Genomic DNA, 20,712 nt, shown 5'->3' on the forward strand with positions numbered 1-20,712 from the left:
TTGAGGAAAGGGCCATGGCAAATCCAGAACTGCTGGAAGAGCAACGCGAAGAAACGCGTTTGATTATTGAAGAATTACTGGAAGATGGCAGCGATCCGGATGCGCTGTACACCATCGAACATCACCTTTCTGCAGACGACTTCGAAACCCTGGAAAAAGCAGCGGTTGAAGCCTTCAAAATGGGTTATGAAGTCACCGACCCGGAAGAGCTTGAGGTGGAAGAGGGTGATACCGTCATCTGCTGCGACGTGCTGAGCGAATGCGCCCTGAAAGCGGAACTGCTGGACGAGCAGGTTGAACAGCTGCTGAACCTCGCCGAGAAATTTGGCGTGGAATACGACGGCTGGGGCACCTACTACGAAGATCCGAACGGCGAAGAAGGCGAAGACGACGAAGAAGAAGATTACGTGGACGAAGACGACGACGGCGTGCGTCACTGATCCTTCCCGTGCAGCGGCTCCCCGCCGCTGCATTTCTGTCAGCCGCGAATACTCAATCATGAATTACCCCGAACTGCTTTCCCCGGTCCTGAATTTTCTGCACTGCCCGACGCCCGAGGCGTGGATTGTCAAAGCCCGCGCGCCGGAATATCTGCCTTTGTTGCTCACCGATCATATGGTTTGCGAACTCAAAGCGGCACAAACGGCCATGCTGCTGATCCGTAAATACGTCGCCGATAAGTCCAGCGCTCAGGCGTTGCTGGCCTGGCTAAGACCCTATGAAGATTTTGCTTTCCGCGAGGGCGCTGAGCCGGACTTTATCGCGCTGCATAAAGGCCTGAGCAAAAGCGTGATGCCAAAAACGCGCACGGTCTGGGGACAGGCGCTGATCGACAGCATGGTTTTGCTTATCAAAGAAGAGCTGCATCATTTCTGGCAGGTGCGCGAGCTAATGATTGCCCGTAACATCCCCTATGTGAAAATTACCGCCAGCCGCTATGCCAAAGGCATGCTGAGCGAAGTGCGGACCCATGAACCGGTAACGCTCGTCGACAAGCTTATCTGCGGCGCTTATATCGAGGCCCGCTCATGCGAGCGGTTTGCTGCTTTAGCTCCGCATCTGGATTGCGAACTGCAGAAGTTTTATTTATCGCTGCTGCGCTCAGAAGCGCGCCACTATCAGGACTATTTAGCGCTGGCAGAACTTATCGCGGGCGGGGATATCAGCGACCGGGTGCGCTTTTTTGGTGAAGTAGAAGCGGCGTTAATTTCAGGGCCCGATGAAGAATTCCGTTTTCACAGCGGGGTACCCAACGCTATTTAAGAAGGATAATTAATGAACTGGACTCACGTAATTCTTGCAGGCTATATCGGCGCGGTGATTGCCGCCGTGGTGGGCGTTGCCCGTAAAAAAGGTTGGATCGGCAAAGTGGCCGCATTGGTTATCGCGGCTGTTGCCATCGTGGCGTGGAATATAATTGATGTTAACTATCTCATTCCGCGCGACAGTAAGAACGCGATACAGACGCAAATCGGTCAGCTTGATGAAGCTTTCGATAAGATGCCGGTTTATCAGGTGATGAAAGAACACCAGCCCGCGCTCTTTGCGTCTGTTCGCCAGCGGGCGCTAACGCTGTATCAAGAAGGGAAAACGGAGCAGGAGGTCATCGATGCCGTTCAGCCGCAGATCCTTGAGTTCCAGGCGAAGCAGTTGCAGCATGCATCCGATGCAAACGTAGTGGCCTATATGCAAATCAATATGCAACAAACCGCAATGGTGCAAAAAGCCAGTGATGACGAATGCTTCCGTTTCCTGTTCCCGGCGGTGAAGGGCGGCGTTAATGCGGCGCGTATTATTCCGCGAGAAGTAACTTTACGTCGTATAGAAGTCGATACAGAAATGCTGCGCTCGGCTTTTAGCGCGGACAAACATACCGTGACTACCGAAGAGCGTGAGCAGGCCCGGCGCGATATCCAGCCGATTGTTCAGCAACTGGTTAAACAATACGGACAGGATATGCAGCTGATGGCAGATCCGCACAAAGCCGTGGGCAAAGAAGCCGTGGCGTGCAATCTGGTGCAGGATTTATGGCGAAATGTCATGCTGTTGCCGCCGCAGAAAGCCGCTGCAATTATTCGTCTGTCGGTGGCGACTCAATAGGTTATATCAGGCGGATAGCGTTGCGCTTATCCGCCAGCGTATTAAAGCGCTTTCAGCATCCTGACTTCGCAGTCCACATGCCCGGTACAGCCGAGAGGCTCTGAAATGTGCTCGAAGCCCAGGCGCTCATACAGCGCGATGGCTTCGGTCAGAAAAGCGGTTGTCTCCAGGTAGCAACGTGTAAACCCCTGCTCGCGGGCAAAGTCCATTGCCTGGAGCGCCAGACGCTTCGCCAGACCTTTTCCGCGCACCACCGGCAGGAAATACATCTTCTGCAGTTCGCAGATATCGGGTTCGCTACAGGACAAAGGCGCCACGCCGCCGCCGCCAACGACTTTACCTTCCAGCTCAACAATCCAATAAGCGTGACCAGGTTTGCTGTAGAGCTGATAAAGCTCATCCAGATTAGGATCCGCCACGGTATAGCCTTTATCGGCGGTTAAGCCGTATTCAGCGGATACTTCGCGGATCACGCAGGCGATCGCAGGATTGTCATGGGCGGAAATCCTGCGCAGGGCAAGATCAACCGGAGCAGCAATGTTCATCATTTGACTCATGATTCTTTGGGGACATAGGGCGAGTTAATAGCACTCCATGGAAAAGGGTGCAAGCGAGGATCTTTCAAGCATTCATAAAAAAGCCGGGAGTATTCCCGGCTTGTCAGGAGCAGCGGCTCGATTACAGCGCAGCGATAACCGCCTGCTGTTCAATCAGCTTCGCCTTCGCATCGGCGAAACCAGCCAGACGTTCACGTTCTTTCGCCACAACCTCTGCCGGCGCACGTGCCACAAAGCCTTCGTTGGAAAGCTTGCCTGCGATTTTACCGATTTCGATTTCGACTTTAGCCACTTCTTTTGCCAGACGATCGATCTCAGCGGCTTTATCAACCAGGCCCGCCATTGGAATCAGCAGCTCTGCGCCGTCGATAATTTTGGTCACGGAAACCGGACCTTTATCGTCGCCGGTAAGCAGGGTAATGCTTTCCAGACGCGCCAGGTTTTGCAGGAAAGGACGGTTCGCATTTACGCGGCGCTCCGCTTCGGCGCTTACGTTACGCAGCAGCACTTCCAGACGTTTACTCGGCGCGATGTTCATTTCGGCACGAATATTACGTACCGCGGTGATCACATCTTTCAGCCACTCGGTGTCCGCAAACGCGGCTTCATCGTCCTGAGCGCTGTTATACGCCGGGAACGGCTGTAGCATGATGGTATCTGCGGTGATGCCTTTGAAGACTTTCACGCGCTGCCAGATGGTTTCGGTGATGAATGGAATGATTGGGTGCGCAAGGCGCAGCAAACCTTCCAGCACGTTAATCAGCGTATTACGCGTGCCGCGCAGTTCCGCCTCAGTTCCGCTGTTCATTACCGGTTTGGTCAGCTCCAGATACCAGTCACAGAACTGATTCCAGGTGAATTCGTACAGGATGTTGGCAGCGATATCAAAGCGATAGCTGTCCAGCGCTTCACGGTACGCCTTCACGGTGCGGTTAAACTCGGCCAGAATCCACCTGTCCGCCAGCGACAGCACCAGCTCACCACCGTTAAAGCCGCAGTCCTGCTCTTCGGTGTTCATCAGCACAAAGCGGCTGGCGTTCCACAGCTTGTTACAGAAGTTACGGTAACCTTCCAGGCGCTTCATGTCCCAGTTGATATCACGACCGGTGGACGCGAGAGCCGCCAGCGTAAAGCGCAGCGCATCGGTGCCGTGCGGCTCGATGCCGTTCGGGAACTGCTTCTCGGTGCGCTTGCGGATTTTCTCCGCCAGCTGCGGCTGCATCATGTTGCCGGTGCGCTTTTCAAGCAGATCCTCAAGAGAAATACCGTCAACCATATCCAGCGGATCGATAACGTTACCCTTGGACTTGGACATTTTTTGCCCTTCGTCATCGCGGATAAGCCCGGTCATATAGACGGTTTTAAACGGAACCTGCGGCTTGCCGTCTTCATCCTTGATGAAGTGCATGGTCAGCATGATCATGCGCGCAATCCAGAAGAAGATGATGTCGAAGCCGCTGACCATCACGCTGGTCGGGTGGAAGGTGCGCAACGCTTCGGTGTTCTCAGGCCAGCCTAAAGTGGAGAACGTCCACAGGCCGGAGGAGAACCAGGTATCCAGCACGTCTTCGTCCTGGTTAAGCGCAACCCCGGCGTCCAGGTTGTTTTCAGCGCGAACTTCCGCTTCGTTACGGCCAACGTATACATTGCCTTCGGCGTCGTACCAGGCCGGAATGCGGTGGCCCCACCAGAGCTGACGGGAGATACACCAGTCCTGAATATCGCGCATCCAGGAGAAGTACATGTTTTCGTACTGCTTAGGCACGAACTGGATCTCGCCCTGTTCAACGGCTTCTACCGCGACTTTTGCCAGCGGCGCCGTGCGCACGTACCACTGGTCGGTCAGCATCGGTTCGATAACCACGCCGCCACGGTCGCCGTAAGGAACGGTCAGATCGTGTGGTTTGATTTCGTCAAGCAGGCCCATTTCGTCGAACTTAGCGACGACGGCTTTACGCGCGGCAAAACGTTCCAGCTTCTGGAATTCCGCCGGAATGTCGCTGCTGTAGACGGTGGATTCTTCGCCGTTGGTATCAAACACTTCTGCCGATTCACGGATATCGCCGTCAAAGGTCAGGATATTGATCATAGGCAGCGCGTGACGACGACCGACTTCGTAATCGTTAAAGTCGTGTGCCGGAGTGATTTTCACGCAGCCGGTGCCTTTTTCCATGTCGGCATGTTCATCGCCCACGACTGGAATGCGGCGGTTAACCAGCGGCAGCACCACGAACTTACCGATCAAATCTTTATAGCGCGGATCTTCCGGGTTTACGGCCACGCCGGTATCACCCAGCACGGTTTCCGGGCGCGTGGTAGCGACAATCAGGTAATCTTTGCCGTCGGCGGTTTTTGCGCCGTCAGCCAGCGGATAACGCAGGTGCCACATGGAACCTTTGGACTCGCGGTTTTCTACTTCCAGATCGGAAATAGCGGTACGCAGTTTTGGGTCCCAGTTTACCAGGCGTTTGCCGCGATAAATTAGATCTTCTTTGTACAGGCGCACGAACACTTCTTTCACCGCGTTGGACAGGCCTTCATCCATGGTGAAGCGCTCGCGCTCCCAGTCTACCGAGTTGCCAAGACGACGCATCTGACGGGTAATGGTGCCACCGGACTCCGCCTTCCACTGCCAGATTTTGTCGATAAAGGCGTCACGGCCGTAATCGTGGCGCGTTTTTCCTTCTTCGGCGGCAATTTTGCGCTCGACGACCATCTGGGTCGCGATGCCGGCGTGGTCGGTCCCCGCCTGCCACAGCGTGTTTTTACCCTGCATACGCTGGTAGCGAATCATGGTGTCCATGATCGTCTGCTGGAAGGCGTGACCCATATGCAAGCTGCCGGTGACGTTCGGCGGTGGGATCATGATGCAGAAGCTTTGCTGGCTGGTGTCGCCATTTGGCTTAAAGTAGCCCTGCTGTTCCCAGTGCTCGTAAAGCGGCTGTTCGATATCTTGCGGGTTATATGTCTTTTCCATTGTCTGCTATGTCGTTCCCGGCGCGGCATGAGTCGCCGTAGTCAAGTGGAAACCAGCAACGCGATACGCCTTATAGCGCTCGCGGGCCAGTTGTTTTTGCGTGTCTTCGTAAGGTACGAAGTCTATCACTTCATGGAAAGCGGTGGCAAAATCTGCGAACTGCGGCAACAGGCTTATCAGCACATCGCGCGGCGAGCTACCGCGACGCGCAGGCCAGGCAAGTTCAACCGGCGCGCCATAGCGCGGCCCTTCTCCGGCGAGATTGTGCGGCACAAACGCGTGGGCATCGCGCTGCCAGAGCGCTTCATCCAGGCGGATGGCCTGTTGTTCATCAACACAGGCGATGAGCAGGCGCTTGCCTGCCCGAAAAGTTTCTGCTGCAAGCTCACACACCAACGCTTCAACGGCACTCAGTTCGCCGGATGGCGTGTCGTTGTCGAGCAGGTAGAACGTCGCGTTTTTCATTTTGCTCGCATTTTATTGAGTCATTGGCAGTTGTAGGGTGAATAAACGACGCGCCATCCACCGACGATGGCGAATGGCGCGGGCTTATTTGCCCGACATAGATCCAGAGCTAATAAGTCTCTGTTACTCTTCGCCGTTAAAACCTGAACGATTCAACAGGAATTGCGACAGCAGCGCAACCGGACGACCGGTAGCACCTTTTGCTTTGCCTGAGCGCCAGGCCGTTCCTGCGATATCCAGGTGCGCCCAGTTATACTTACGGGTAAAGCGGGACAGGAAGCAGGCGGCGGTAATCGCGCCGCCAGGACGGCCGCCAATATTCGCCATATCGGCAAAATTGGATTCCAGCTGATCCTGATACTCGTCGCCGATCGGCAGACGCCATGCGCGGTCGCCCGCTTGCTCAGACGCGCTAATCAGCTCATGCGCCAGCGGATTGTGATTAGACAGCAGGCCGGTGATGTGATGGCCCAGGGCTATCACGCACGCGCCGGTCAGCGTTGCCACATCGATAACCACTTCCGGCTCAAAGCGTTCCACGTAGGTCAGCACGTCACACAGCACCAGACGGCCTTCCGCATCGGTATTCAACACTTCAACGGTTTGCCCGGACATGGTGGTCAATACGTCGCCCGGACGATATGCTCGCCCACCCGGCATGTTTTCACACCCGGCCAGCACGCCGATAACGTTAATCGGCAGGTTCAGCTCTGCAACCATACGCATTACGCCATATACGGACGCTGCGCCGCACATATCGTACTTCATTTCATCCATGCCTTCGGCAGGCTTGATGGAGATGCCGCCGGAGTCAAACGTCAGGCCTTTACCAACCAGCACAATCGGGCGCGCGTCCGGCGTGTCGTTACCTTTGTATTCAATAACGGACATCAGCGATTCGTTGCGGGAGCCGTCGCCCACCGCAAGGTAGGAGTGCATGCCCAGCTCTTTCATCTGCTGTTCGCCAATAACGCGGGTGACGACGTTTTTGCTGTAAGAATCGGCCAGTTGACGAGCCTGAGAAGCCAGATAGGCCGCATTACAGATATTCGGCGGCATATTGCCAAGATCTTTTGCCGCTTTGATACCGGCGGCGATAGCCAGACCGTGCTGAATCGCACGTTCGCCGCTGGTCAGTTCACGACGAGTCGGTACATTAAAAACCATTTTCCGCAGCGGGCGGCGTGGCTCGCTTTTGTTGGTTTTCAGTTGGTCAAAGCTGTAAAGCGACTCTTTTGCAGTTTCTACCGCCTGGCGGACCTTCCAGTAAGTATTACGGCCCTTAACGTGCAGTTCGGTCAGAAAACAGACGGCTTCCATCGAACCGGTGTCGTTCAGGGTATTAATAGTTTTCTGAATAACCTGCTTATACTGACGTTCGTCCAGTTCGCGCTCTTTCCCGCACCCAATCAGCAGAATACGCTCAGAAAGCACATTCGGAACGTGGTGAAGCAATAAAGTCTGACCTGGTTTTCCCTCAAGCTCACCACGGCGCAAAAGCGCGCTGATGTAGCCATCGCTGATTTTATCGAGTTGTTCGGCGACCGGGGACAGGCGACGCGGTTCAAAAACTCCCACAACGATGCAGGCACTACGCTGTTTCTCGGGGCTACCGCTTTTTACACTGAACTCCATGCACTACGCTCCTGAATCTTAAAGACAACGGCGGTGGCTACAGCTAGAATTGCAAGCTTTCGTAACTCATATCCGCTGTTGCGATGACTTCGTGTTAATCTTAACGAATGTATTTTTACGGTTTCGGCAACGTCAGTTAAATCACCCTGTGGCATCACTTCGCCGGGTAAGTTTAATCTTAGCGATGTTTTCGACGACTCAAGAGAATAAATGACGTATAAGCGATGAAACAAGCGATTTTCCTGCAAAAAGACTCGTTTTCACAGGCGTACTTAATGTGATTATCATAAGATATCTGGTTCGGGAGACGTTCAAAAGCCAGCTTGCGATCCTCTTCATCCTCCTTCTGATCTTCTTTTGTCAGAAGCTGGTCAGGATCCTTGGTGCGGCGGTTGATGGCGATATTCCAACAAACCTCGTTCTTTCTCTTTTAGGGCTGGGCGTGCCGGAAATGGCGCAGCTTATTCTGCCTTTAAGCCTGTTTTTAGGGCTTTTGATGACGCTTGGCCGGTTATATACCGAAAGCGAAATCACGGTAATGCATGCCTGCGGTCTGAGTAAAGCAGTGTTGATCAAAGCCGCGATGATCCTCGCACTCTTCACCGGCGTGGTGGCGATGGTTAACGTAATGTGGCTTGGCCCGTGGTCTTCGCGCCATCAGGATGAAGTGCTGGCGGAAGCCAAAGCGAACCCCGGTATGGCGGCACTGGCGCAGGGGCAATTCCAGCAGGCCACCGACGGTAATTCAGTGCTGTTTATTGAAAGCGTCGCAGGCGCCAACTTTAAAGATGTGTTCCTCGCGCAGCTGCGTTCTAAGGGCAACGCTCGCCCGTCGGTCGTCGTAGCTGATTCCGGGCATCTGTCCCAACGTGCCGATGGCTCCCAGGTGGTTACGCTCAATACCGGGACGCGTTTTGAAGGCACGGCGCTGCTGCGCGATTTCCGTATTACGGACTTCCAGGATTACGTGGCCATTATCGGGCACCAGGCGGTGGCGCTGGACCCGGACGATGCCAGCCAGATGGACATGCGAACGCTGTGGCAAAACGACAAGCCGAACGCCCGGGCCGAGCTGCACTGGCGAATCACGCTGGTGCTCACCGTCTTTATTATGGCGCTGATGGTTGTGCCGCTTAGCGTGGTAAACCCGCGCCAGGGCCGCGTGCTGTCCATGCTTCCGGCGATGCTGCTCTATCTGGTCTTCTTCCTGCTGCAGACGTCCCTTAAGTCGAATGCGGCGAAGGGCAAAATCGATCCGATGATTTGGATGTGGCTGGTGAACATTATCTACTTTGGCATCGCATTGGTGCTGAACGTCTGGGATACGGTCACGATGCGCCAGATACGCGCGCGCTTCGGCAAAAAAGGAGCGGCATAAATGTTTGGCGTACTCGACCGTTATATCGGTAAAACTATCTTTAACACCATCATGATGACGCTGTTCATGCTGGTGTCGCTGTCGGGAATTATCAAGTTTGTCGATCAGCTAAAAAAAGCCGGGCAGGGCGATTACACCGCGTTGGGCGCCGGGCTCTACACCATTCTTAGCGTGCCGAAGGATATCCAGATCTTCTTCCCGATGGCGGCGCTGTTAGGTGCGCTGCTGGGGCTGGGGATGCTCGCTCAGCGTAGCGAACTGGTGGTGATGCAGGCCTCCGGCTTTACGCGTTTACAAATTGCTTTGTCGGTGATGAAAACGGCGATTCCGTTGGTATTGCTGACGATGGCAATCGGCGAATGGGTTGCTCCGCAGGGCGAGCAGATGGCGCGTAACTATCGCGCACAGCAGATACTCGGCGGGTCATTGCTTTCGACTCAGAATGGCCTGTGGGCCAAAGATGGGCAAAACTTTGTCTACATTAATCGCGTAAAGGACAACAGCCAAATCGCTGGAATCAGCATTTACTCCTTTAACAAAGAGCGCCGCCTGCAATCCGTGCGCTATGCCGCTTCTGCACAATACGACGCGGAGCACAAGGTGTGGCGGCTCTCCCAGGTGGATGAATCGAACCTGACCAACCCGAAACAAATCACCGGTTCCCAGACGGTCAGCGGCGAGTGGAAAACCAACCTCACGCCGGACAAGCTTGGCGTGGTGGCGCTGGATCCGGACGCGCTGTCGATAAGCGGCCTGCGTAACTACGTGAAGTACCTGAAGTCGAGCGGCCAGGATGCAGGGCGTTATCAGCTCAATATGTGGAGCAAAATATTTGCCCCGCTGTCGGTGGCGGTAATGATGTTAATGGCGCTGTCGTTCATCTTTGGGCCGCTGCGTAGCGTACCGATGGGCGTGCGCGTGGTCACCGGCATCAGCTTTGGCTTTGTATTCTATGTGCTTGACCAAATCTTCGGGCCGCTGAGCCTGGTGTATAACATTCCGCCGATCCTTGGCGCGCTATTACCAAGCGCCAGCTTCTTCCTGATTAGCCTCTGGCTGATGTTGAAGCGTTCGGGGTAATTTTCGATATTTTTACCCTTGCCTTAACCCTCTCCCTGGCAGGGAGAGGGAACGCGCGAGGATGCTTTTTTCAGGATAAGGGTACGTCGAGCCGCCGGTTTTCCCTCACTCCTTCAGGAGAAATATTCGCTAAGTTTTCTCTCTCTCCCAGGATGGGCGCCGCCCAGATTTCTCCCTCTCTCTCAGGGAGAGGGCCGGGATGAGGGTTGTTTAATTAGCCCTGGCGCCTGCCACATCGAAGTCGTCAGCCCGCTGTCCACAAGCGTAAGCTGATCCGCATACACCTTCATCCATTTGCTTTTCATCTCGTCATACAGTTCGCGATGCTGCTGATTAGGTGTGAATTCGCGCTGCCATTTAACCAGCCTTTCGCCGGTATCAGCCATATTGTTAAACAGCCCGGCGCCTACGCCTGCGGCAATTGCGCAGCCCAGCGCCGTGGACTCTTTAACCACCGGCACGCGCACCGGCAAGCCGGTCACGTCGCTTAAAATCTGGCTCCACAGCGCGCCTTTCGAACCACCGCCTGCAAAGACCAAAGATTCAAATTCCACGCCGGAGAAGCCGGAGATCTGTTCAAGATTACACGCCGAGACGATCGCTGCGTTTTCCTCCAGCGCGCGGAACAGCGTCGCTTTATTACAAATCTCCGGGTCGATGGAGAGGTTAATAAACGACGGCGCGGCGTGATACCACTGCTTGAAATGCATCGCGTCGGAGAAGATTGGCATCACGCCGTGGGAGCCCGCCGGCACCCGCGCCGCCATATCTTCAAGCAGGGCATAAGCGTCGACGCCAAGCCTTTCGGCCAGCAGTTTTTCTTCGGCGCAGAAGGCATCCCGGAACCAGCGCATCGTCAGGCCGGTAAAGAAGCTGATGGATTCCGCCTGCACCATATTGCCGATGACGTGCGGGTTAATGCGGATATTCATCTCCGGATCGGTCTTAATGGCCGGAAGATTCACCACCTGCTGCCAGAAGGTGCCGCCCAGCACCGCCGTTTGCCCGGCCCGCACCACGCCAAGCCCCAGGCAACCCAGCTGCACATCGCCGCCGCCCATCACCACTGGCGTTCCTGCGAGTAACCCGCTTTGCTGTGCGGCCTCCTGCGTGACGCCGCCGAGCACCGTACCGGTTTCCTTGACCGGCGAGAGGATATCCGCCCGCAGCCCGGCCATATCCAGCAGCGCAGGCCGCCAGTCGCGGGTTGCCAAATCAAGCATGCCCGTTGTGCCCGCGTTGGAGGGATCGACCGCCAGCTCGCCGCTAAGCTTCGCCGCCAGCCAGTCGCCGATCATCGTGATGGTCGCCGCCTCGCGATAAATATCCGGACGGTGGTGCGCAAGCCATAGCAGGCGCGGCATGGCGCTTAACGCCAGCGTCTGCCCGGAAACGTGGTACACCTCGGATTCAAACTGGAAATCATGAATCTCTTTTAGCTCGCTAACTTCACGGCTGGCGCGGGCGTCCACGTTGGCACACGCCCAAATCGGATCGCCATTACGGTCATAAAGCACGATGCCCTCGCGCATCGAGCAGCAGGAAATAGCGCTAATCGCACCGGGGGGAAGATGCGCTTTTTGCAGCGCTTCACGGATGCATTGACAGGCAAGCTGCCAGTTATTCGCGAGGTCAAACTCCATTGAGCCGGGCACGTCGGCCACGCTCAGGTGCTTCCATTCGGCCTGGCCGACGGCGATTTGGTGGCCTGAAATGTCGAAGATAACGGCGCGGATACTGCCCGTTCCGGCGTCCAGCGCTAACAGATAACTCATCGGTTGACCCCGCAATTGTTTTGCGCGGGGTTAATCAGCCAGAGCTAATACCGCCCGCGCGGTCTCTTCTTCCGTCACCAGGCCATTGATACGGCGACCAAGGAGCGCGGCATAAATGGCGTCCGCTTTATCGTACCCGCCCGCCACGCCGACAATCGTCGGCAGTTGCGAGAGGTCATCAAGCGTCACGCCCAGTAACTCGCGGTGGATTTCCAGACCTTCCACCAGTTCGCCATCCGCTTGCAGGAAATAACCGAGGATATCGCCCACCGCCCCTTTGCGGGCGTACATCAGTTGTTCCCCTTCGCTGATATAACCCGAGCGCAGAATAGTGGCATCGCGCTTTTGGTTAACCGCGCCAATGCCGACGACCGCCACGTCCGCGGCCATTGCCGCGAGGATCACATCCCGCACGCTTGACTCCATGCGTAAAATTTCCGCCACCTGCGGAGAAGAAACGCGCAGCGGGGCCGGGATCATGCTGACGCTACAGGCCGCATCAAGCTGCCCGATACCTGTCATATACGGCCCAACGCCGCCGGAAAGCGTCACCAGGCGAATCTGCTGCGAGCCGATAAACCCGCTCAAATGCTGCAAACAGCTCATGGTGGTTTCGCCGAAACCTACGGCCAGCAGCTGTCCAGGTTCCAGCACGCCCATCAGCGATTGCGCAGCGCCGATGCCTAAACGCGTGCTCATCAAAGGCGTGCTCTGCGCAGGCAGCACGCGGGCAATGTTGAGACTGAACCGCTGCTGCAACGCCGTTTCCAGGGCAAGACAGCCCTCGTAACGCGAGTTAATTTGTACGCGTATCACGCCTGACTGACGGCCCTTTTCCAGCAGCCGAGAAATCTTCAGGCGCGGCAGGCCGAGCCGTTCACCGATATCGTTCTGCGTTAATCCGTCGTGGTAGTAAGACCAGGCTACCCGCGCCAGCAGTTCCTCTTCCGCCATGGGCAGGCTGGCCTGGCGTCCTTCTTCAGCTCGTTTGTCGCTCATAGGTGAACTCTTATTCAAATTTAGATCATATGTTCGAAGATGCCGGGTGAGAAAATGTGAAGCGTGCGGCAAAAAGATCATTTTGTAATGCACAGGGTTTAGCCGATCTATTTAAATATTTTGTGATCTCTGCCCGGTTGTAAACATATATCGGCGTCTACGCTTTTGAACATTATTAATGCGATTTCTCTTTTGTTCAATTGTGGAGTGAAAATGCACAATACCACCGCCGTACTGGAAGCCTGCAAGATCAGCAAGCAGTTCTCGGGCGTGAGCGTCCTGAAGGGCATCGATTTTGCGCTTTATGCGGGACAGGTTCATGCATTGCTCGGCGGCAACGGGGCAGGGAAGTCGACATTAATGAAGATCATCGCGGGCGTGGAGACGCCGGATCGCGGTGAACTGAAAGTGCGCGGCAAAGCCTTTGGCCGACTTACGCCGGGGCAGGCGCACGATCTGGGTATCTATCTGGTGCCGCAGGAGCCGATGCTCTTTCCGAACCTGACGGTGCGGGAAAACATCCTGTTTCGCCTGCCGGCCAGCCGCGATGCAGACAGCCGTTTACGGGAAAAGATGCGCCAGCTTGAATGCCAGATCCCGCTGCATGCGCCAGCCAGCACGCTGGAGGTGGCCGATCAGCAGATGGTGGAGATCCTGCGCGGTCTGATGCGCGAAGCGAAAATCCTGATCCTTGATGAACCCACCGCATCGCTAACGCCGGGCGAAACCGAACGGCTATTCCGTCAGATTCGCGCTTTACAGGATCTCGCAGTCGGCATTGTTTTTATCTCCCACAAGCTGCCGGAGATCCGCAAAATCTCCAGCCATATTTCCGTGATGCGCGACGGCGCGGTTGTGCTGCATGGCGAAACGGCGCAACTGCTGGATGAGCAACTGATCAACGCCATGACGCCGATTAACCGCCAGCACGCGCTGAGCGACACGCAAAAACTGTGGCTGGCGCTGCCGGGCAATCGTCGTACCGAACCACAGGATTTTCCGGTGCTGCGTGTGGAAGAGCTGACCGGCGAAGGTTTTATCGACCTGAGTTTTGAACTCTACGCGGGAGAGATCGTTGGCCTTGCGGGGCTGGTGGGTTCGGGCCGTACCGAGCTTGCGGAAACGCTTTACGGCCTGCGGCCCGTGCGCGGCGGCCAGATCTATCTCGAAAATCGTCAAATTAGCGGCGATAGCACAAAATCCCGGCTCGATCGCGGGCTTATCTATCTGCCGGAAGATCGCCAGGTCTCCGGGCTGTTTCTTGATGCGCCGATCCGCTGGAATACCGTGGCGCTTAATGAGCCGAGCGTCTGGCAGCAGGATCAGCGGGAAGCGGCGGTTGTCGAACGCTATCACCGGGCTTTGGGCATCAAATTCAATAATGCCGAACAGACGGTGCGCACGCTCTCCGGCGGCAATCAGCAAAAAGTTCTGCTGGCGCGCTGTCTGGAGGCTAATCCCTTATTGCTTATCGTCGATGAACCTACGCGAGGCGTGGACGTGGCGGCCCGGGCCGATATCTATCAGCTTATTAAAAGCGTGGCGGCACAGAACGTGGCGGTGCTGATGATTTCCAGCGATCTTGATGAGTTTGTTGGTCTGGCGGATCGCGTGCTGGTGATGCATCAGGGAGCGATGAACGGCGAGTTACGTAAGCCCTCAATTAACGTCGATCGCATGATGAGCATGGCATTTGGCGGAGGTAGAGCATGAAAAAACTGCTGAAAAACCGCGAGCTGAGCGCGCTACTTGCGATCCTCGCTTTATTTGCGGTGCTGGTCGCGTTGAACCACAGCTACTTCAGCCTGCAAACGCTAAGCATGATCTTCACCAGCGCGCAGATCCTGATCCTGCTGGCCGTAGGCGCCACGATGGTAATGCTGACGCGCAATATTGACGTGTCCGTGGGTTCAACCGTTGGCCTGTGTGCCATTGCCGTTGGGATGGCGCTAAACAACGGTTACAGCCTGCCGGTGGCGATGCTATTTGCGCTGGCGACGGGCGCGCTGGCGGGTTTCTTCAACGGCGTGCTGGTTGTCTGGCTGCGCATTCCGGCGATTGTCGCCACGCTTGGCACGCTCGGGCTTTATCGCGGCGGCATGCTGCTGTGGACGGGCGGGAAATGGATTGAAGGGCTGCCGGCCAGCCTTAAATTGCTGTCGGAACCCGTCGCGCTGGGCGTGTCCCCTCTTGGCATGCTGGTGCTGCTCCTGGTCGCTGTCGCCGCCTGGATACTGGCAAGAACGGCTTTCGGACGAGATTTTTACGCGGTAGGCGATAACCTCGCTGCCGCCCGTCAGCTGGGTGTTGCGGTAAACCGCACGCGACTTTTAGCTTTTACCTTCAACGGCATGCTCGCGGCGATCGGCGGAATTATCTTCGCCTCGCAAATTGGCTTTGTGCCAAACCAGACCGGCAGCGGGCTGGAGATGAAAGCCATTGCCGCCTGCGTGCTCGGCGGTATTTCACTGCTGGGCGGCACCGGTACGGTAATTGGCGCCTTTCTCGGCGCGTTCTTCCTGACGCAAATCGATACCGTTTTGGTGCTCTTCAAGCTCCCGGCATGGTGGAACGACTTTATCGCGGGCCTGGTGTTGCTCGGCGTACTGGTGCTGGATGGCCGCCTGCGTCAGGCGCTGGCTCGCCATCAGCGGGCGCAGAAATACAGCCGGTTTGTGCCGCCTTTACCCGGCGCAAAGAACGTTCGCGCTTTTCCCCGTAAGAAGAAGGATGTGGCGTAAATGACGAAAATGAAACTTAACTGGGAAGTCGCGCTGCTGCTGATTCTGGTTGCGGAGATCCTGCTGTTTGGCGCGGTAAATCCTCGTATGCTGGATATCAATATGCTGCTGTTCAGCACCAGTGATTTTATCTGCATCGGCATTGTTGCTCTGCCGCTGACGCTGGTGATTATCAGCGGCGGTATCGACATATCGCTCGGCTCCACCATCGGCCTGTGCGCCATCGCGCTGGGCGTGATGTTACAGGCGGGATTTCCCATAACGCTGGCGGTTATTCTTACGCTCGCCGTCGGTCTGCTGTGCGGATTGTTTAACGCCGCGCTCATTCACTACACCGGTATCAGCCCGCTGGTTATCACGCTCGGCACGCTGTATCTGTTCGGCGGCGGCGCGCTTTTGCTCTCCGGTATGGCAGGGGCGACAGGATACGAAGGCATTGGCGGCTTCCCGGATGCTTTTACCAATTTCGCTAACCTCACGCTGTTCGGCCTGCCGATTCCGCTGGTGACGTTTGCGGTTATTACCCTGCTGTTCTGGCTGCTTACCCATCGCGCTCGTTTTGGCCGCCACATCTTTTTGATTGGGCAAAATCCGCGTGCGGCGCGCTATGCGGCGCTGCCGGTAAACGGTTCGCTGTACGGTGTATACGGCATGGTTGGCCTGGCCTCAGCCATTGCGGCCATCGTGCTGGTGTCTTATTTCGGTTCGGCGCGCTCGGATTTAGGGCGCGATCTGTTGATGCCTGCGCTGACCGCAGCCGTGCTTGGCGGGGCGAATATTTACGGCGGTTCCGGATCGATTCTGGGCACCGCGCTGGCGGCGCTGCTGGTGGGTTATCTGCAACAGGGTTTACAGATGATTGGCGTGCCTAATCAGGTATCGAGCGCGTTGTCCGGTGCGCTGTTGATTGTGGTAGTCATTGGTCGTTCGGTGAGTTTGCACCGCGATTATCTCCAGGCGGCATGGCGTCGCCTGCGCGGTCACAGGAAAACTAACGGGAGTTTGATATGAAGCAGACAGCAAAACGCGCCCTGCAACTCAGTGCGCTGGCTTTAGCCTTTGGGGCGATCGCCGCGCAGGCCGCCGATCGTATTGCCTTTATCCCGAAACTGGTCGGCGTGGGCTTCTTTACCAGCGGCGGCAACGGTGCAATGCAGGCGGGTAAAGATCTTGGCGTGCCGGTCACCTACGACGGGCCGACCGAGCCGAGCGTCTCCGGGCAGGTGCAGCTCATCAATAACTTCGTCAACCAGGGCTACAACGCGATTATCCTGTCAGCGGTTTCGCCAGACGGCCTGTGTCCGGCGCTTAAACGCGCCATGCAGCGCGGCGTAAAAGTGCTGACGTGGGATTCGGATACCAAACCGGAATGCCGCAGCATTTATATCGACCAGGGTACGCCGCAGCAGCTCGGCGGCATGCTGGTGGATATGGCGACAAAACAGGTGACGAAACCTGCCGCCAAAGTAGCGTTCTTCTACTCAAGCCCAACCGTGACCGATCAAAACCAGTGGGTGAAAGAGGCGAAAGCGAAGATCGCCAAAGATCACCCGCAGTGGGAGATTGTCACCACGCAGTTTGGCTATAACGATGCCACGAAATCCCTGCAAACGGCAGAAGGGATCCTGAAGGCGTACCCGGATCTTGATGCGATTATTGCGCCGGATGCCAACGCGCTGCCCGCCGCGGCGCAAGCGGCGGAAAACCTCAAACGGACCGACGTCGCCATCGTTGGTTTCAGCACGCCGAACGTCATGCGGCCTTACGTTGAGCGCGGCACGGTAAAAGCCTTTGGCCTGTGGGACGTGGTTCAGCAGGGTGAAATTGCGGTGAACGTCGCAAATACGATGCTGAAAAAGGGCGATCTTAACGTCGGCGACAGCGTTGAAGTGGCGAAAATCGGCACGCTGAAAGTGGAGCCGAACAGCGTTCAGGGATACCAGTATGAAGCAAAAGGCAACGGCATCGTGCTGCTGCCGGAACGCGTGGTGTTCACGAAAGAAAATATCGGCAAATACGACTTCTGAGGGAGAAAATAATGGCAGATCTTGACGATATCCGGGAAGGAAAAGATTACGGCATTGGCCGCCCGCAGGAAAACAAAGCGTTTTACCTGAAGGGCAGCGGCGCGCTGGACTGGGGCATGCAGTCACGTCTGGCGCGCATCTTCAATCCTGATACCGGCCGCACCGTGATGCTGGCGTTCGACCATGGCTATTTTCAGGGGCCGACCACGGGCCTTGAACGTATCGATTTATCCATCGCGCCGCTGTTCGAAGAAACCGACGTGTTGATGTGTACACGCGGCATTCTACGCAGCGTTGTGCCGCCTGCGACTAATAAACCCGTGGTGCTGCGCGCATCCGGCGGGAACTCTATCCTCAGCGAACTCTCGCGTGAAAGCGTGGCGGTGACGATGGAAGACGCCTTGCGGCTTAACGCCTGCGCGGTAGCGGCGCAAATTTATATCGGCAGCGAGTACGAGCACCAGTCAATCAACAATATCATCAAGCTGGTGGATGAAGGCACGCGCTATGGCATTCCAACCCTTGCCGTAACCGGCGTGGGTAAAGAGATGGCACGTGACGCGCGTTATTTTTCGCTGGCCAGCCGCATCGCTGCCGAAATTGGCGCGCAGTTTGTGAAAACCTATTTTGTGGAAGAAGGCTTCGAGAAAGTGGCCGCCAGCTGTCCGGTGCCGATTGTTATCGCCGGCGGGAAAAAATTGCCGGAACAGGAAGCGCTGGAGATGTGCTTCCGGGCCATCGATCAGGGCGCATCCGGCGTGGATATGGGACGTAATATTTTCCAGTCTGAAGCGCCGCTCGCTATGCTAAAAGCGGTGAAAAAAGTCGTGCATGAGAATATGTCCGCACGCCTTGCCTACCAGTTCTGGCTGGATGAAAAACATCACGGAGGCAGGGCATGAACGTCACGCTGGTCGAGATCAATATCAAGCCGGAGAGGGTAAACGCGTTTCTGGACGTGTTCCGCGCCAACCACGAAGGCTCAATCAAAGAGCCTGGCAACCTGCGGTTTGACGTTTTGCAGGACCCGCAAGTCCCCACGCGATTTTTTATCTACGAGGCTTATCAAAATGATGAGGCAGTGCTGGCGCACAAGCAAACGCCGCATTACCTGGCATGCGTTGAAAAGCTGGACGAGATGATGTCGGAGCCGCGTAAGAAGCGGAGTTTTGTCGGGCTGCTGCCGGAGTAGGCGATGGTTTGCGGGCCGGGACGCCCTTATCCCGGCTCTCTTCCCCAGGAGCGGGAGAAATTAAAAGGTCCGGAACCTCTCCCTTGAGGAAGAACGTCGCCCGGTCCGATCCCTCTCCCTTAAGGGCTTAAGGGAGAGGGTTAGAAGGAATTACTCCTCAGCTTCGAGCATTTCGCGCTGTGCTACGCGCAGTCCTTGCAGCGCTTTCCTCGCGCAGCTCAACACATGTTCGCACTGCTCAGGCGTGATGGTTAGCGGAGGCTCTACTCGAATCGTTTTCGAGTTGTTGAGCGTTCCGGCGACCAGCACCTGCTGGCGGAACATTTCGCTGGCAAAGTTATAGCCGGTTTCGTTGTCGCTAAACTCGATGGCTATCAGCAAGCCTTGTCCCCGCGCTTCCACAACCATTTCCGGGAACTCGCGGGCGAGGGCCTGGAAACCATCCACTAAAAGCTGTCCTTTTTGCGCGGCCTGAGCGGGGAGATTTTGCTCAAGCAGAACATGGATGGTGGCTAACGCTGCGGCACAGGCCAGCGGGTTGCCGCCAAAGGTGGTGGTATGCAGGAAAGGATTAGCAAACAGCACCGAGAAGACTTCTTCTGTAGCAACCGTCGCGCCAATCGGCATCACGCCGCCGCCGAGCGCTTTGGCGAGGCATAAAATATCCGGCTGCACGTTTTCATGTTCGCAGGCGAACATTTTGCCGGTGCGGCCCATGCCGGTTTGCACTTCGTCGAAAATCAGCAGCGCGCCAAACTCATCACAAAGCTTACGAACGGCAGGCAGATAACCTGTCGGCGGCAGAATTACGCCGCCTTCACCCTGGATAGGTTCCAGAATAACGGCTGCGACATCATCGCCAGTTTTATGACATTCGCTGAGCATTGTACGTAACGCGTCGATATTGCCAAAAGGCACGTGACGGAAGCCCGGCAGCAAAGGCATAAAAGGTTTGCGGAAGGCAGATTTTGCCGTAGCAGACAATGCGCCGAGAGATTTGCCATGAAACGCGCCGCTGGCGGCGATAAAGGTAAATTTCCCTCGCGGTGACTGGTATGCCTTAGCGAGCTTAATCGCCGCTTCGACCGATTCTGTTCCGCTGTTACTAAAGAAGCTGTACTTCAGTTTACCTGGCGTAAGCGTTGCGAGAGTTTTGGCCAGCATCGCCCGTAGCGGGTCGAGCAGTTCCTGGCTATGCAGGGGTTGTTTTTCGAGCTGATGCTGTACGGCGGAAACCACTGTTGGATTACGGTGCCCCACGTTAAAGATGCCGAACCCGCCCAGGCAATCGAGGTACTCCGTCCCCTGGGTGTCGACAAGCGTATTCAGACTGCGCGCTTGCCACTCTACGGCTCCGTAATCCCCGCCGGCGGTTACAGACTTACGATACTCAAGAAAACCCGGATTAACATGCTGCTGGAAACTGTCGATAACCTCTCGGTTTAGTGCTTTCATCTCCTCATGGTTAAGTGACTTCTTTTCGATAATGTTAAGTGCATGCGCCGTGCAGGCAAGCGCCGAGGCGCTGGAAGGTAACCTGTTCAAAATATGCTCCTGGGAATGGCGTATCACGCGATACACGAAATAAGTATTGCAGGGAATACGCCATTTCGCCGTCCGGCGGCGAAATCAGGATAAACCACCGGACGAAACGCGGATAGCTCAATAATTAATCACATCCTGAAAGGTTTTGCGTAATTTAATGCTGGGATTCTGGCACCAGAAAAGTGCCAGCGGGGGTTATCGCACTACTGCTGTGCGTGATGCTCGATAGCCGTGCGTTTTT

General features: G+C 56.0%; 18 protein-coding genes. 11 read left to right on the forward strand and 7 right to left on the reverse strand.

The genetic code is table 11. The features are described from left to right. Positions 1-14: 14 nt before the first annotated feature. The 3 genes from rraB to E2L00_RS09150 are packed head-to-tail and all read left to right on the forward strand — an operon-like array spanning position 15 to position 2,100. Positions 15-440 carry a ribonuclease E inhibitor RraB gene (rraB, locus tag E2L00_RS09140; RefSeq protein WP_167610166.1) on the forward strand — a complete coding sequence of 142 codons (426 nt, stop codon included), beginning with the start codon at positions 15-17 and terminating at the stop codon, positions 438-440. A gap of 58 nt (positions 441-498) precedes the next feature. After that, complete coding sequence (gene miaE / locus E2L00_RS09145; RefSeq protein ID WP_167610169.1) at positions 499-1,263, forward strand: tRNA isopentenyl-2-thiomethyl-A-37 hydroxylase MiaE; 765 nt, start codon at positions 499-501, stop codon at positions 1,261-1,263. 12 nt (positions 1,264-1,275) lie between these two features. Further along, entirely contained in the window at positions 1,276-2,100 is an 825-nt protein-coding gene (locus E2L00_RS09150) for a topoisomerase II (RefSeq protein ID WP_167610172.1), read from the forward strand. 41 nt (positions 2,101-2,141) lie between these two features. On the opposite strand, the gene E2L00_RS09155 is transcribed toward E2L00_RS09150, so the two are convergent. The 4 genes from E2L00_RS09155 to pepA all read right to left on the reverse strand — a co-directional run bounded on the left by E2L00_RS09155 (position 2,142) and on the right by pepA (position 7,734). Next, complete coding sequence (locus E2L00_RS09155; protein WP_167610176.1) at positions 2,142-2,648, reverse strand: GNAT family N-acetyltransferase; 507 nt, start codon at positions 2,646-2,648, stop codon at positions 2,142-2,144. Between the two features lie 130 nt (positions 2,649-2,778). Then, a complete protein-coding gene (locus tag E2L00_RS09160; RefSeq protein ID WP_167610180.1) occupies positions 2,779-5,634 on the reverse strand; it encodes a valine--tRNA ligase in 2,856 nt (951 codons plus the stop codon). Positions 5,635-5,640: 6 nt separating this feature from the next. Then, positions 5,641-6,099: a DNA polymerase III subunit chi gene (locus E2L00_RS09165; RefSeq protein ID WP_167610183.1), complete on the reverse strand. Its 459-nt coding sequence runs from the start codon at positions 6,097-6,099 to the stop codon at positions 5,641-5,643. A gap of 123 nt (positions 6,100-6,222) precedes the next feature. Then, positions 6,223-7,734 carry a leucyl aminopeptidase gene (gene pepA, locus E2L00_RS09170; protein WP_167610186.1) on the reverse strand — a complete coding sequence of 504 codons (1,512 nt, stop codon included), beginning with the start codon at positions 7,732-7,734 and terminating at the stop codon, positions 6,223-6,225. A 277-nt stretch (positions 7,735-8,011) separates the two neighbouring features. Between pepA and lptF the strand changes: the two genes are divergently transcribed. Both lptF and lptG read left to right on the forward strand, forming a co-directional pair. Further along, positions 8,012-9,112: an LPS export ABC transporter permease LptF gene (gene lptF / locus E2L00_RS09175; protein WP_167610188.1), complete on the forward strand. Its 1,101-nt coding sequence runs from the start codon at positions 8,012-8,014 to the stop codon at positions 9,110-9,112. Next, positions 9,113-10,192, forward strand: coding sequence for an LPS export ABC transporter permease LptG (gene lptG / locus E2L00_RS09180; RefSeq protein ID WP_167610191.1), 1,080 nt, complete (start codon positions 9,113-9,115; stop codon positions 10,190-10,192). It abuts the gene before it with no gap. Between the two features lie 182 nt (positions 10,193-10,374). On the opposite strand, the gene lsrK is transcribed toward lptG, so the two are convergent. Together lsrK and lsrR are read right to left on the reverse strand one after the other, a co-directional pair. Continuing rightward, complete coding sequence (gene lsrK, locus E2L00_RS09185; protein WP_167610194.1) at positions 10,375-11,967, reverse strand: autoinducer-2 kinase; 1,593 nt, start codon at positions 11,965-11,967, stop codon at positions 10,375-10,377. Between the two features lie 30 nt (positions 11,968-11,997). Beyond that, positions 11,998-12,966 (reverse strand): transcriptional regulator LsrR, encoded by a 969-nt coding sequence (lsrR, locus tag E2L00_RS09190; protein WP_167610197.1) that lies wholly within the window; start codon positions 12,964-12,966, stop codon positions 11,998-12,000. A 213-nt stretch (positions 12,967-13,179) separates the two neighbouring features. Between lsrR and lsrA the strand changes: the two genes are divergently transcribed. Genes lsrA through lsrG form a run of 6 tightly spaced genes read left to right on the forward strand, consistent with a single transcriptional unit; the run spans position 13,180 to position 18,926 of the window. Beyond that, complete coding sequence (gene lsrA / locus E2L00_RS09195; RefSeq protein ID WP_167610200.1) at positions 13,180-14,679, forward strand: autoinducer 2 ABC transporter ATP-binding protein LsrA; 1,500 nt, start codon at positions 13,180-13,182, stop codon at positions 14,677-14,679. Beyond that, positions 14,676-15,707 carry an autoinducer 2 ABC transporter permease LsrC gene (gene lsrC / locus E2L00_RS09200; protein WP_167610203.1) on the forward strand — a complete coding sequence of 344 codons (1,032 nt, stop codon included), beginning with the start codon at positions 14,676-14,678 and terminating at the stop codon, positions 15,705-15,707. The genes lsrA and lsrC overlap by 4 nt, the downstream gene beginning before the upstream one ends. Next, the gene (lsrD, locus tag E2L00_RS09205) at positions 15,708-16,718 is read left to right on the forward strand and encodes an autoinducer 2 ABC transporter permease LsrD (RefSeq protein WP_236127711.1); all 1,011 of its coding nucleotides are present in this window, start codon (positions 15,708-15,710) and stop codon (positions 16,716-16,718) included. It begins immediately after the preceding gene. After that, positions 16,715-17,734 (forward strand): autoinducer 2 ABC transporter substrate-binding protein LsrB, encoded by a 1,020-nt coding sequence (lsrB, locus tag E2L00_RS09210; protein ID WP_167610206.1) that lies wholly within the window; start codon positions 16,715-16,717, stop codon positions 17,732-17,734. The genes lsrD and lsrB overlap by 4 nt, the downstream gene beginning before the upstream one ends. 11 nt (positions 17,735-17,745) lie before the next feature. Beyond that, entirely contained in the window at positions 17,746-18,636 is an 891-nt protein-coding gene (gene lsrF, locus E2L00_RS09215; RefSeq protein ID WP_167610209.1) for a 3-hydroxy-5-phosphonooxypentane-2,4-dione thiolase, read from the forward strand. Next, positions 18,633-18,926, forward strand: coding sequence for a (4S)-4-hydroxy-5-phosphonooxypentane-2,3-dione isomerase (lsrG, locus tag E2L00_RS09220; RefSeq protein WP_167610212.1), 294 nt, complete (start codon positions 18,633-18,635; stop codon positions 18,924-18,926). The genes lsrF and lsrG overlap by 4 nt, the downstream gene beginning before the upstream one ends. Before the next feature lie 150 nt (positions 18,927-19,076). Here lsrG and ygjG read toward each other — a convergent pair whose 3' ends face one another. Continuing rightward, entirely contained in the window at positions 19,077-20,471 is a 1,395-nt protein-coding gene (ygjG, locus tag E2L00_RS09225; RefSeq protein ID WP_201279365.1) for a putrescine aminotransferase, read from the reverse strand. Positions 20,472-20,712 lie beyond the last annotated feature (241 nt).

The organism is Cedecea colo, assembly GCF_011808225.1.
Lineage (GTDB): Bacteria > Pseudomonadota > Gammaproteobacteria > Enterobacterales > Enterobacteriaceae > Dryocola > Dryocola colo.